A 13,124-nucleotide genomic window follows, 5' to 3' on the forward strand; every position below is an offset into this window, starting at 1 on the left:
CAATGAGTATGGCCAGCCAGGTGCTGCAGGTCAGTGGAGAGGTATTTGCCGTCAATGCCCAGGGACAGCGCCGCCTGCTGCGTCGCCTGGACCGGCTCCGTGCCGACGAGCGCATAGAGGCGACGCCCGGCGCCCAGCTGCTGCTGCTGCGTGAAGATGGCCAGCGGGTCGCCATCAGCGGAGACAACCCGCAGCAGGTGGCCGCATTGACCGACAGCCCGTCTGTGGCGCCGGAGCCAGCGCCGGTGCGCAAACCTCGCAGTGTGCTGGAAGCTTTGGCGCGCGAGGCCAGACTCAAACAAATGCGCCCCGAGGCCGGCCTGCAGGGCGAAGCGGGCGAGAACCATGGCCACGACTTTGTGCGTGTTGAACGACTGCAGGAGGTGGTGCCTGGCGGTTACGGGCCGCTGGGACGTCCCTCCTGGCAAGACCACCGGGTCAGCGATCCCCCCGGCATCCGGGAGGGCGGGGACGACAACCGCCCGGCGGTGGTCATCGCCAGAACACTCAGCATGCTGGAGACAGATCGTGGCCGTGAGCGCCGCTTTCCCGGGCCGGAAGTGAGCGATCCTGATCCGGGGCAAAACGGGCTGCGGGCGCAGGGCTGGCAGGATTTTGCCGCCGGGCGCTATCAGGTGCAGGTCAGCGGTGACCTGCGCATTGCCCTTGATCCGGCCTGGCGTGAAATGAGCAGCGACGAGGTGGCGGAATTCTGGCTGCCCGTCCGTACCCTGGATGGCACTGCCGCGAGGGTCCCCCTGCAGATCCTTGGCGTCAACGACCCGGCTCGCGTGGAGCCCGGGCAGCTTGTCTTTCTGGAAACCGAGAGCGGTCTTGAAAAGTCGACGACCCTGACCGTGATCGATGGCGACCCTGACGAGCAGGGTTTGCAGCCTCAGGCCTTGCTGCCATTCGAAGCCGGGTATTACCGCGTCGAGAGAGATGGCCAGGTACTGGTGACCTTGACCCCCGGCTTGAAAGCCATGCGTGGTGATGAGACCGAACGGCACCGGCTGGATGTCTTGACGCTGGATGGTCAGCCGGGGTTTGTGGAAGTGGTGATTCACGGCGAAAACCAGCCGGCCGAGATTGTCGCTACTTCGCTGGACATCCGCGAAAGCCAGCGTGGCAGCGTGCTGGTGTTCAAGGGACCGACCGTCACCGACGCCGACCCGGGTGAGAGCGGCCTGCAGGCCGGTGACTGGGTGGAAATGAACTACAGCCGGGCACGGGTGCTGCCGAGCGGCGAGATCGAGGTCGACGTCAGCAAGCTGCCGCCGCTGCGACGCGGGGATGTGCTGAGTGACGAACTGCCATTGCTCAGCCTGGACGGCACCGCCGCCAGTGTGAACGTGCGCTACCACGGCGAAAACCAGCCGGCCGAGATTGCCGCCACTTCGCTGGACATCCGCGAAAGCCAGCGTGGCAGCGTGCTGGTGTTCAAGGGACCGACCGTTACCGACGCCGACCCGGGCGAGAACGGCCTGCAGGCCGGTGACTGGGTGGAAATGAACTACAGCCGGGCGCGGGTCCTGCCCAGCGGCGAGATCGAGATCGACGTCAGCAAGCTGCCGCCGCTGCGACGCGGGGATGTGCTGAGTGACGAACTGCCATTGCTCAGCCTGGACGGCAGCAGTGCCTCGATTAACGTGCGCTACCACGGCGAAAACCAGCCGGCCGAGATTGCCGCCACTTCGCTAGACATCCGCGAAAGCCAGCGTGGCAGCGTGCTGGTGTTCAAGGGACCGACCGTTACCGACGCCGACCCGGGCGAGAACGGCCTGCAGGCCGGCGATTGGGTGGAAATGAACTACAGCCGGGCACGGGTGCTGCCGAGCGGCGAGATCGAGGTTGACGTCAGCAAGCTGCCGCCGCTGCGACGCGGTGAGGTGCTCAGTGACGAACTGCCATTACTCAGCCTGGATGGCACCGCCGCCAGTGTGAACGTGCGCTACCACGGCGAAAACCAGCCGGCCGAGATCGCCGCCACTTCGCTGGACATCCGCGAAAGCCAGCGTGGCAGCGTGCTGGTGTTCAAGGGGCCGACCGTTACCGACGCCGACCCGGGTGAGAGCGGCCTGCAGGCCGGTGACTGGGTGGAAATGAACTACAGCCGGGCACGTGTGCTGTCCAGCGGCGAGATCGAGATCGACGTCAGCAAGCTGCCGCCAATGCGGCGCGGTGAGGTGCTCAGTGACGAACTGCCATTGCTCAGCCTGGACGGAACCGCCGCCAGTGTGAACGTGCGCTACCACGGCGAAAACCAGCCGGCCGAGATTGCCGCCACTTCGCTGGACATCCGCGAAAGCCAGCGTGGCAGCGTGCTGGTGTTCAAGGGACCGACCGTTACCGACGCCGACCCGGGCGAGAGCGGCCTGCAGGCCGGTGACTGGGTGGAAATGAACTACAGCCGGGCGCGGGTCCTGCCCAGCGGCGAGATCGAGGTCGACGTCAGCAAGCTGCCGCCGCTGCGACGCGGGGATGTGCTGAGTGACGAACTGCCATTACTCAGCCTGGATGGCACCACGGGCAAGATCAGCGTGCGCTACCACGGAGAAAACCAGCCGGCCGAGATTGCCACCACTTCGCTGGACATCCGCGAAAGCCAGCGTGGCAGCGTGTTGGTGTTCAAGGGGCCGACCGTTACCGACGCCGACCCGGGCGAGAACGGCCTGCAGGCCGGCGATTGGGTGGAAATGAACTACAGCCGGGCGCGGGTGCTGCCCAGCGGCGAGATCGAGATCGACGTCAGCAAGCTGCCGCCGCTGCGGCGCGGTGAGGTGCTCAGTGACGAACTGCCATTACTCAGCCTGGATGGCACCACGGGCAAGATCAGCGTGCGCTACCACGGAGAAAACCAGCCGGCCGAGATCGCCGCCACTTCGCTGGACATCCGCGAAAGCCAGCGTGGCAGCGTGCTGGTGCTCAAGGGACCGACCGTTACCGACGCCGACCCGGGTGAGAGCGGCCTGCAGGCGGGGGACTGGATCGAACTCAACTACAGCCGGGCGCGGGTCCTGCCCAGCGGCGAGATCGAGGTCGACGTCAGCAAGCTGCCGCCGCTGCGGCGCGGTGAGGTGCTCAGTGACGAACTGCCATTGCTCAGCCTGGACGGCACCGCCGCCAGTGTGAACGTGCGCTACCACGGCGAAAACCAGCCGGCCGAGATTGCCGCCACTTCGCTGGACATCCGCGAAAGCCAGCGTGGCAGCGTGCTGGTGTTCAAGGGACCGACCGTTACCGACGCCGACCCGGGCGAGAACGGCCTGCAGGCCGGCGATTGGGTGGAAATGAACTACAGCCGGGCGCGGGTCCTGCCCAGTGGCGAGATCGAGGTCGACGTCAGCAAGCTGCCGCCAATGCGTGCCTGGTGGCAATGGACTGACGAGTTGCCGCTTGTCTCGCTGGACGGTACCCCCGCCACACTCACTCTGCGCTATCAAGGAGAGAACACCCCGGCGGCGATGACGCCCTTTACCCTGAATTTTGACCAGAACGACGTCGGACGCCGCCTGCGTTTTCAACCCGCCATCCGCGATGATGATCCCGACGAGGCGCAGGCCCGCGCCATGGGCGAGAAGGCGGTCGGCCCCTTGCGCTACAGCGTGGACGGCGATGGCTGGGTGAGTCTGCGCCTTGCCGAAACGCTGGCGCCAATGGCGAAAGGGCAGGTGTTGCCGTTCACCCTGCCATTGACGACTCAGGACGGGACCGAGGTGTTTTTTCATGTTGATATCCATGGGACGGGCAGTGGGCCGCGCGCCGAGAAAGGAGAGATCCGGATCGAGGCACCGGCAGCGCGCCCCATCGACCTGATGCTGGTGCTGGACATGTCCGGCAGCATGCAGACCTTCGAGCAGTCCGCGGAGGGGGCGGTGGACTACAAGCCGCGACTGCACTGGCTGAAGCAGGCCGTGGCCGATGTCATCGAACGGTATCAACTGATGGGGGCGGTCAGGGTCAATGTGGTGATGTTTGATGGCAATGCCTATGGCGAGTGGTCCGATCGTCTGAGCGATCATCCGGGGACGCGCCCGGGGTGGGTCACTCCGGATCAGCTCAAGGCAGGCTTGCTGGACGGCGGCGTCATGGATCTGAATGTGTTTTACAACCTGGGTACTAACTATGTAGACGCGCTGAACCTGGCTCAACAGTCGTTCGGGCAAGGCTCGGGCCGGGAGGGGGCACACCGCGTAGCGTTCTTCATCTCGGATGGCATTCCGACTTATACGATCGGTCAGCAGGATATCCGCCAGTGGCAACAGTTTTTACAGCAAAAGCAAATCGAGGGACATGTGGTCGGCATCGGTCGCTATCGGGAGGACGAAGGCTATGATCTGGATGGCAAGCATTTTACTCGCCAGCAAATGCTCGACAGTCTGAGCCCCGATGGCAAGTCGTTGCAGGTCTCCACCGGTGAGTGGCTGTCCTCCATCCTTCAGGGGCAAAGCCATGTTTACTCGGCCGGTGGCTCGCTGGGGAAAATGGGCGAGGGAGGGGGGTATGTCAGCCGCATCAGCCTGGCCGGCAAAGAATGGCTGTTTGATGGTCGGCAGGCGGTGAGCGGGGACATGTCCCTGGCGCATTTCGACCCGGTCAGTCATCTGCTCAGCCTGCGCAGCGACGAGGTCTTGCTCAGCATTGACATGCTGAGCGGCAGTTATGTCGCCACACAGCGTCTGCAACCTGCCTCCGTACAGACCGTCACGCTGGACTTTACCCTGACCGGCCTGCAGGGCAGCAGCGATTCGGGGCAATTACGCATCGTGCTGGCCCCTGACCTTCCCGTGCTTGCCCCGTCCTGGTATGGCGAGGACATCGTGCTCCATGGTCCCCAGACTGCGCCTGTCACCGGAGAGTCCGGGCATTTCATCCGTTTTGCCAATGCCGGCCAGTCGGCGCTGCTCAAGGGGGGCGAGGGCGCCGATACGCTGATGGGCTATGTTCGTGATGATGTGCTGTACGGGCAGGGCGGGGCCGATGTCCTGCTGGGGCTGGAAGGGCATGACCAACTGTATGGCGGCCAGGGCAACGACACCTTGTTCGGGGCCGAGGGCAATGATCAGCTTTGGGGCGGCGACGGGGAGGATGTGCTGGTCGGCGGCAATGGCAATGACGTGCTGACCGGCGGCAGCGGGCGAGACATTTTCAAATGGTATGTGCCGCATCGGGGCCGTACCGAGATGGAGACCGACCGCATCACCGACTTCCGCATGGGAGAAGATCAGCTCGATTTTCGCGGTATTCAGCACTACGTCGATCAAGACAAGCTGCGCTGGCAGTTCAGTGCGCTGGCGCCCGATGCCACCCGGGTCGAGTTGCTGTTCGGCCAGGATGGCCAAACGCTGCGGATTGATGTGCAGGGACTGGCCATGCCTGTTGCCGCGGACAGCAGTGCCATCCTGGCGCGTTATCTTCAGGATGGCACGATGGCGGGGTTGGCTGCCTGAGTCGGATCCTTTCAACGCGCGGCGCGCTGTTATCCCCCTTCTGCGTCCGCGTTTTTTTATTGCTTGGCTGGCTCGGTGACGCCGCGGGCGGGCGTCATGCGAGCCAGCAGGAGGCGCCATTGCGGAAGTTGGCGTGCCGGGTAGCGCTCCTGCCCGATCTGCAGGATCTCGGTATTGAATGACCACTCTGCCTGCAGGTCCGGCCGCATCGAGGCCGGATACAGGCTGCCGACCAGATTGTCCAGGATCAGGGGGTCGGTACCCGGTGTCGGATAGTAGGCCAGCACCATGTGCTGCAGGGTCAGCGGGCTGTCCGGTCCGCCGACCCGTACTCTGGCGAAAGTCAGCCACAGCTTGTCGGTGGCCACGCCGAGCTGGCGCAAGGTGAAGTATTTGAGGATGGCGTAGTCCTCGCAGTCGCCCTGGCCGCGGCGCAGGGTCTCTGCCGGTGTCGACCAGTAGTCCTGCTGCTGCCAGAGGCTGCGGTCATCGGCAAAGCTCAGCATCTGGTTGAGGAGGCTGTTGACATGTGCCACCTGGTCAGCCTCCTCCAGGCTGGACCATTGCGTCATCCACTGACCCCAGGCCTGGGAGAGATCCCGGTGTTTGACCGCTCCTGCCTGGCATGGGGGCAGGAGGGCCAGAAACAGCAAGAGGCTGCGCCATAACCATCGGCCCTGTCCTAAGCCGATTCCCAAGTGAGTGTCGCTCGATTCTGATACCAGCAGTGGCTTCGGGCACAAGCGTTTCATTACCGTCCTTATCGCGTTATGGTTGAAAACGTTTTCACAGTTAGTTGTCAATTGCCGTTCAAACAGGAGGTCCGAGATTGAAAATCTGTCATGCCGCTTCTTCTCTGTGCGTGTTTTCCCTGCTGGTGACGCCGCCGGCCAGCGCCAGCCTGTCGCTGCCGGAGGTGGCCGCCCGTGCAATGGGCAACAGCCCGGAAGTCCGCATCAAGCTGCATCAGTACCTGGGGGCGGAGGCCGATGTCGCGCTGGCTCGCGCCGGATTCTTTCCACAGGCCGAGCTGAGCCATGTCAGCGGCCGGGAGCAGTCGACGGGTGATGGCCCGACACGGATGCAGCGCCAGTCGGAGCGCTGGGCCTGGAGCCTGAACCTCACGCAGAATCTGTTCTCGGGTTTTCAGACCGTCTATTCGCTGCGTCAACAGGATCATGCCAAAACCGCCCGCTATTATCAGTTGCTCGATGTCAGCGAGCAGCAGGCGCTGGAGGCCGTCAGGGCCTATCTGGATGTGATGCGCCAGCGCGAGCTGCTGCAAGCGGCCCGCACCAACCATGACAGCCACCGCCGCATCTACCAGAAAATCCGCAGCAAGGTGCGTCCCGACAGCGGGGTGGCGGTGGCCGCCGGCGTCGACCTGGAGCAGGCCGGCGGGCGTCTGGCGCTGGCGGAAGCCAATTTGTTGACGGTCGAGGCCAATCTGGCCGATGTGTCCGCCCGCTATGCCCGCATTGTCGGCGAGGCGCCGCCGGCGAGGCTGCAGCCCTATCGCGCACCGAAGGCGCCAGAGGATAGGGCGATTCAGCCGGGAGATACCCCGGCGGTTCGTGCCGCCCTGGCGGCAGTACAGGCCGCCAGGCAGCAAGTTCAGGTGCGGCGCGGTGCCTTTTTGCCGCGAGTGGATGCCCGCGCGCGTCAGGAGTGGGGGCGGCTCAATGCCGGGCCGGTCGGGCGCGACCGTTCCCGCGCCATCATCGAACTGAGCACGGTGCTGAATCTGTCGCGGGGGGGCGCGGACAAGGCGCAGCTGCAGCGCGCCGCCGAAGATCTGAATGCGGCGCTGGCCCAGCAGGACAAGTCCTGCCGCGAGGTCAGACAGCAGGTACAGATGGCACAGACCGAGCTCGACAAACTGCAGCGCAAGCTCAGTTTCCTGCGCCAGCACGCGCTGGCCAGCGAGAAAGTGCGCGATGCCTACTGGGATCAGTTCGAGATCAGCAAACGCTCGCTGCTGGACGTGCTGGACAGTGAAAATGAGTTTTTCCGTTCGCGTTCGGCCCTGATCGATGGCGAGACCGATCTGGTCATGTCGCAGCTGCGCCTGCACGCTGCCGCCGGTCGTCTGCTCGGGGTGCTGGGCATTGCCCCGGCCCGGCCGGCGCCGGAGACCCCTGCCGGTGAGCCGGGAGAGCGCGTCTGCAGCGGGGAGGGGAGCGAAGTCTGATAACCATGGTCAATAAGTGGTTTTAAAACAGGGGTTTAATGTCTGTTTGTGCCGGGGTGGCGCTTGACGCCGACTCCCCGGGACGCGCATAATGCGCCGCGCACTGATCGGGCTCCCTCGGGAGCCTGTTGTCATTTGTTGATAAAGCCGAACCGGCTGCCACCCACCGATCGAATGCCGATGAAATCTCCCGAACTGCTTCTGCCTGCGGGCACCCTCGACAAAATGCGTGCTGCGTACGATTACGGCGCCGACGCCGTCTATGCCGGTCAGCCGCGCTATTCGCTGCGTGCACGCAACAACGATTTCAAGCTCGAAGAGCTGCAGCAGGGCATCGAGGAGGCGCACGCCCGTGGCAAGCAATTCTATGTGGCCTCCAACATCCTGCCGCACAATGCCAAGATCCGGACCTATCTGGCCGACATGGCGCCGGTGATCGACATGAAACCCGATGCGCTGATCATGGCCGATCCGGGACTCATCATGATGGTGCGCGAGCGCTGGCCGGAGGTGCCGGTACACCTGTCGGTGCAGGCCAATACGGTCAATTACATGGGGGTGAAGTTCTGGCAGAAGCTGGGACTGTCGCGCATTATCCTGTCGCGCGAACTGTCGCTGGACGAAATCGCCGAAATCCGCCAGGAATGCCCGGACATGGAGATCGAAGTCTTCGTGCATGGCGCCTTGTGCATTGCCTATTCCGGCCGCTGCCTGCTGTCGGGCTATTTCAACCGGCGCGATCCGAATCAGGGCACCTGTACCAATGCCTGCCGCTGGGACTATCAGGTGCACGACACCCGCGAAGATGATGCCGGCGATGTGCAGCGCATCCAGTTCGATTTCCGCCGCGAGCAGGAAGAGGCCGACAAGCAGTTCGCTGCCTGTGGCGGCGCCGAGCGCCACCCGCTGGCCGACAAGACTTACCTGATCGAAGAGTCCAGCCGCCCGGGCGAGCTGATGCCGATCGTCGAAGACGAGCATGGCACCTACATCATGAATTCACGCGATCTGCGCGCGGTCGAGCACATCGAGCGCCTGGTGCAGATCGGTGTCGATTCGCTCAAGATCGAAGGGCGCACCAAGTCGCTGTACTACGTGGCGCGGACTGCCCAGGTCTATCGCCAGGCCATCGACGATGCCGTGGCCGGTCGCCCGTTCAATCCGGCCCTGCTGTCCGAGCTGGAGGGGCTGGCCAATCGTGGTTATACCGATGGCTTCCTGGAGCGCCATCACACCCACGAGTACCAGAACTACCTGACCGGTCATTCGCAGGCTCACCGCAGTCAGTATGTCGGCGAGGTGCTGGAGGTGGATGCGGAGGGTTGGGCGCTGGTGGACGTCAAGAACCGTTTCGCCGTGGGCGACCGCCTGGAAATCATTCACCCGCGGGGTAATCGCGTGTTCGAGCTGAGCACCATGACCCGCGATGGTGCCGACTGCCAGGTCGCGCCCGGCAATGGGGTCAAGGTGCGTATTCCGGATATGGCCGGCATGGACAAGGCGCTGATCGCCCGCTTCCTCTGATGGTTGCCGAGGATCCGAAACGGTGCATGGCCTGCCTGGCATGCACCGTTTTTGTTCATTTCCGTGACCGAGACCGGGCAGGGCGACCAGGGTGTTGCAGGATTTCCACCCTGATCCTGAATCGCAAGTAGTGTTGCTGTTGGCATATATCTTGTTTTTTTTCAGCTGAATCACGTATCAGCGAAACACGAAGTACTTCTGATCCCCTCAAGAAAATGCGCCGGGCCAGTGGCTACGGTCGATTTCTCCTGTCGTCGCCTCATTTCGTGGCAGAAATCCCTATGGGTTGTTGCAGCAAAACATCAGTTCCCCTTGTCCGGCGACGAGTGTTTTGTTGCGATGCGGTATGAATTATTGTTGCCTACAGAATAAATTATGATTAAAAAGTAGTGACAAAGACGTCATTTTGTATGGATTCATTAAACACTTGGCCGTGTCTCTGCGCAAAATCGTGATCCGAAATGCGGGATGGAGGGTCAGGGCACATGGTTGAACGATGTGCATGCTGTGGGCGCATCCGGTTTGCCTGCCTCATTTCGGGGCAATGTCTTCGCAATGGTTATTTTTCGTCGCATGGAACGACTCACCGAGCATGTTTTTTGCTTTAATGCTCATGTTGTATGCCGTTAGAGAATAAACGCCATTTGGAATGGCTTGCAGGTACGGCGCCACTGGCGCAAATCAGGGGTCCGGCGTGGTGGCAACCTCGGCGGGACACAAACTGATGGTGAACCTTAGGAAACCGCAAACATGATGAAAAGCTCCAGGAAAGTGATGGTCTCTCTGCTGATGCTGCTGCCCTTCGGCGCGGCGCTGGCCGGGGGGACGCTCAACGTCTACAACTGGTCGGACTACATCGCCAAGAGCACCATCCCGGGTTTTGAGAAGCAGACCGGTAACAAGGTCCGTTACGATGTCTATGACAGTGACGATACCCTGCAGGCCAAAATGCTGACCGGGAACTCTGGTTACGATGTGGTCGCACCGACCTCCAACTACATGGCCAAGCAGATCCAGGCCGGCATTTACCAGCCGCTGGACAAGGCCAAGATCCCCAATCTGAAATACCTGGACCCGGCGCTGATGGCGCAAGTCGCCATTGCCGACCCGGGTAATGCCCATGGTGTGCCCTGGGCCTGGGGTACGGATGGTCTGGGCTACAACGTGACCAAGGTGAAAGCCCTGCTCGGCAAGGATGCCCCGCTGGACAGCTGGGACATGCTGTTCAACCCGAAATATGTCTCCAAGCTGAAGAGCTGTGGCGTCTCGGTGCTGGATCAGGCCAATGACGTGTTTGCTGCCGCACTGTTCTATCTGCACAAAGATCCGAACAGCCACAATCCGGCCGATCAGCAGGCGGCCTTCCAGCTGCTGAAGAGCATTCGCCCGTACATCACCCAGTTCAACTCCTCCGGCTATATCAATGATCTGGCTAACGGTGACGTGTGCATGGTGTTCGGCTGGTCCGGCGACGTGAACATTGCCAAGCGTCGTGCCGCCGAGGCCAAGAAGCCGTACCAGATCCAGTACTTCATTCCCAAGGCCGGTGCGCCGGTATGGTTTGACGTGATGGTGATTCCGAAGGATGCGCCGAACGCCGCGCTGGCCAACCAGTGGATCAACTATATCCAGGATCCGAAGGTGAATGCGGCCATCACCAATGAAGTGTTCTATCCGACCGCCAACAAGGAAGCACGCAAGTACGTGAACCCGGCGATTGCCAACGACCCGACCATCTACCCGTCGGCGGCAGTCATCAAGACCCTGTTCCTGCTCAAGCCGGTTCCTCCGGAGGTGCTGCGCCTGCAGAACCGCCTGTGGACACAGCTCAAGACCGGGCACTGAGTCTGAGGGGCCCGGGGGATCTCCCCGGGCTTTTTTGCAAGTAGCGGACGCAAAGTACAAAAATCATGATGAACGAACGCATGAACACCCAGGCCGTGGCAGCGGCAAAGAATGAGCGCCAGGATTTTGTCCAGATCATCGATGTGGTGAAAAACTTCGGCGAGCATGTAGCGCTGAATCAGGTCAGTCTGACCATCAAGAAGAATGAACTGTTTGCCTTGCTGGGCAGCTCGGGCTGCGGCAAGTCAACCTTGCTGCGTATTCTGGCCGGCTTTGAGACGGCGACCTCCGGCAAAATTCTGGTCGATGGGGAAGACCTGAGCCGGATTCCGCCCTACCGTCGCCCGGTGAACATGATGTTCCAGTCCTACGCCCTGTTCCCGCACATGAGTGTGCACGACAATGTGGCGTTCGGCCTCAAGCAGGAAGGCGTACCCAAAAACGAAATCAAGGAGCGTGTGGACGATGCCCTTGATCTGGTGCAGATGAAGAAGTACGCCAAGCGCAAGCCGCACCAGTTGTCGGGCGGCCAGCAACAGCGTGTTGCCCTGGCGCGCAGCCTGGTGAAGCGGCCGAAACTGTTGCTGCTGGATGAGCCGATGTCGGCACTGGACAAGAAGATTCGCCAGAAGACCCAGCTGGAGCTGGTCAACATCATCGAGAAAGTCGACGTGACCTGCATCATGGTGACCCACGACCAGGAAGAGGCCATGACCATGGCCACGCGTCTGGCGGTCATGAGTGAAGGGGAAGTGATCCAGGTCGGCACACCGAATCAGGTCTACGAATATCCCAACTGTCGATTCACCGCCGAGTTCATCGGCTCCACCAACCTGTTTGATGGCGTGGTGGTGGAGGACGAGCCGGACCATGTGTTTGTCGAATGCCCGGAGCTGGATACCCGGCTGTATATCAACCATGGCATTACCGGGCCGCTGGGCATGGAAGTCACGGTGTCGATCCGGCCAGAGCGCGTCCGTGTCACGCGAGAAAAGCCGGAGCAGAAGTACAACTATGCCCGCGGCGTGGTGAAGGATCTGGCTTATATGGGGAGCTATACGCTGTACCACGTGCAGCTGGCCAACGGCAAGATCATCCTGGCCAACCTCTCCAGCCTGGTGCTGGCCGGCGGTGATGCGCCCAGTTATGACGACGAAGTCTATGCAAGCTGGGGTGAATCCAGCCAGGTGGTGCTGACATCATGAAAAAACTGCGCAGACTGCTCGCACGTTACGTGCCTTCCGGCCGGACAGGGGTGATCGCGATTCCGTTTGCCTTTCTGTTCCTGTTCTTCTTTGTGCCGTTCATTCTGGTCATCGGCATCAGCTTTTCGCAGCAGCAGATGGGCATTCCGCCTTACACGCCGCTGCACGAGATCAAGGATGGTGTGCTGCACATCACGCTGAATCTCAGTCACTACCAGTTTTTGTGGAGTGATGATCTGTATATCGCCACCTATCTCAGCTCGCTGCGGATGGCACTGGTCTCGACCTTTCTCTGTCTGCTGATCGGCTATCCGGTGGCGTACTACATTGCCCGCTCGGAACCCTCGACGCGCAATACGCTGATGATGCTGGTGATGCTGCCGTTCTGGACTTCCTTCCTGATCCGGGTCTATGCCTGGGTGGCCATTCTCAAGAATGATGGTTTGCTGAACAATTTCCTCATCTGGCTCGGGCTGATCCATGAGCCCTTGCGGCTCTACCACACCAACTGGGGGGTCTATATCGGCATGGTCTATTCCTACCTGCCGTTCATGATCATGCCGCTCTACGCCCATCTGGTGAAAATGGATCTGTCGTTGCTGGAGGCGGCCTATGACCTCGGCGCCAAGCCCTGGAAAGCCTTCTTCCAGGTCACCTTGCCGCTGTCCAAGAACGGCATCATTGCCGGCAGTCTGCTGGTGTTCATTCCGGCCGTCGGCGAGTACGTGATTCCGGAACTGCTCGGAGGCTCCGATACCCTGATGATCGGTCGTCAGATGTGGAGCGAGTTCTTTGAAAACAATGACTGGCCGGTGGCGGCAGCCGTGACGTGCGCCATGGTGGTCTTGCTGCTGGTGCCGATGGCACTGTTCCAGCATTACCAGACCAAGGAAATGGAGGAGTCCTGAG

7 protein-coding genes are annotated in these 13,124 nt (G+C 61.7%); 6 read left to right on the forward strand and 1 reads right to left on the reverse strand.

Annotated elements, in window-relative coordinates; translation table 11 throughout:
- The first annotated feature begins 2 nt into the window (after nt 1–2).
- On the forward strand, nt 3–5,450 hold the full coding sequence (locus AACH39_RS00400; RefSeq protein ID WP_338620667.1) for a VCBS domain-containing protein: 5,448 nt from the start codon (nt 3–5) through the stop codon (nt 5,448–5,450).
- A 56-nt stretch (nt 5,451–5,506) separates the two neighbouring features.
- Here the strand turns inward: AACH39_RS00400 and AACH39_RS00405 are convergent, their stop codons facing one another.
- Nucleotides 5,507–6,022, reverse strand: coding sequence for a transglutaminase-like cysteine peptidase (locus AACH39_RS00405; RefSeq protein ID WP_215776890.1), 516 nt, complete (start codon nt 6,020–6,022; stop codon nt 5,507–5,509).
- A 257-nt stretch (nt 6,023–6,279) separates the two neighbouring features.
- Here AACH39_RS00405 and AACH39_RS00410 point away from each other — a divergent pair, with 257 nt between their 5' ends.
- The 5 genes from AACH39_RS00410 to AACH39_RS00430 all read left to right on the forward strand — a co-directional run bounded on the left by AACH39_RS00410 (nt 6,280) and on the right by AACH39_RS00430 (nt 13,123).
- Nucleotides 6,280–7,641 carry a TolC family protein gene (locus tag AACH39_RS00410; protein WP_338620668.1) on the forward strand — a complete coding sequence of 454 codons (1,362 nt, stop codon included), beginning with the start codon at nt 6,280–6,282 and terminating at the stop codon, nt 7,639–7,641.
- 180 nt (nt 7,642–7,821) lie between these two features.
- Nucleotides 7,822–9,165: a tRNA 5-hydroxyuridine modification protein YegQ gene (yegQ, locus tag AACH39_RS00415; protein WP_215776887.1), complete on the forward strand. Its 1,344-nt coding sequence runs from the start codon at nt 7,822–7,824 to the stop codon at nt 9,163–9,165.
- A gap of 750 nt (nt 9,166–9,915) precedes the next feature.
- The gene (locus tag AACH39_RS00420; RefSeq protein WP_338620669.1) at nt 9,916–11,010 is read left to right on the forward strand and encodes a polyamine ABC transporter substrate-binding protein; all 1,095 of its coding nucleotides are present in this window, start codon (nt 9,916–9,918) and stop codon (nt 11,008–11,010) included.
- A 68-nt stretch (nt 11,011–11,078) separates the two neighbouring features.
- A complete protein-coding gene (gene potA, locus AACH39_RS00425) occupies nt 11,079–12,215 on the forward strand; it encodes a polyamine ABC transporter ATP-binding protein (protein WP_252346238.1) in 1,137 nt (378 codons plus the stop codon).
- Nucleotides 12,212–13,123 carry an ABC transporter permease subunit gene (locus AACH39_RS00430; RefSeq protein ID WP_215776885.1) on the forward strand — a complete coding sequence of 304 codons (912 nt, stop codon included), beginning with the start codon at nt 12,212–12,214 and terminating at the stop codon, nt 13,121–13,123. Before potA ends, AACH39_RS00430 begins: the two co-directional genes overlap by 4 nt.
- Nucleotide 13,124 lies beyond the last annotated feature (1 nt).

This window comes from Paludibacterium flexuosum, assembly GCF_037076605.1.
Taxonomy (GTDB): domain Bacteria; phylum Pseudomonadota; class Gammaproteobacteria; order Burkholderiales; family Chromobacteriaceae; genus Paludibacterium.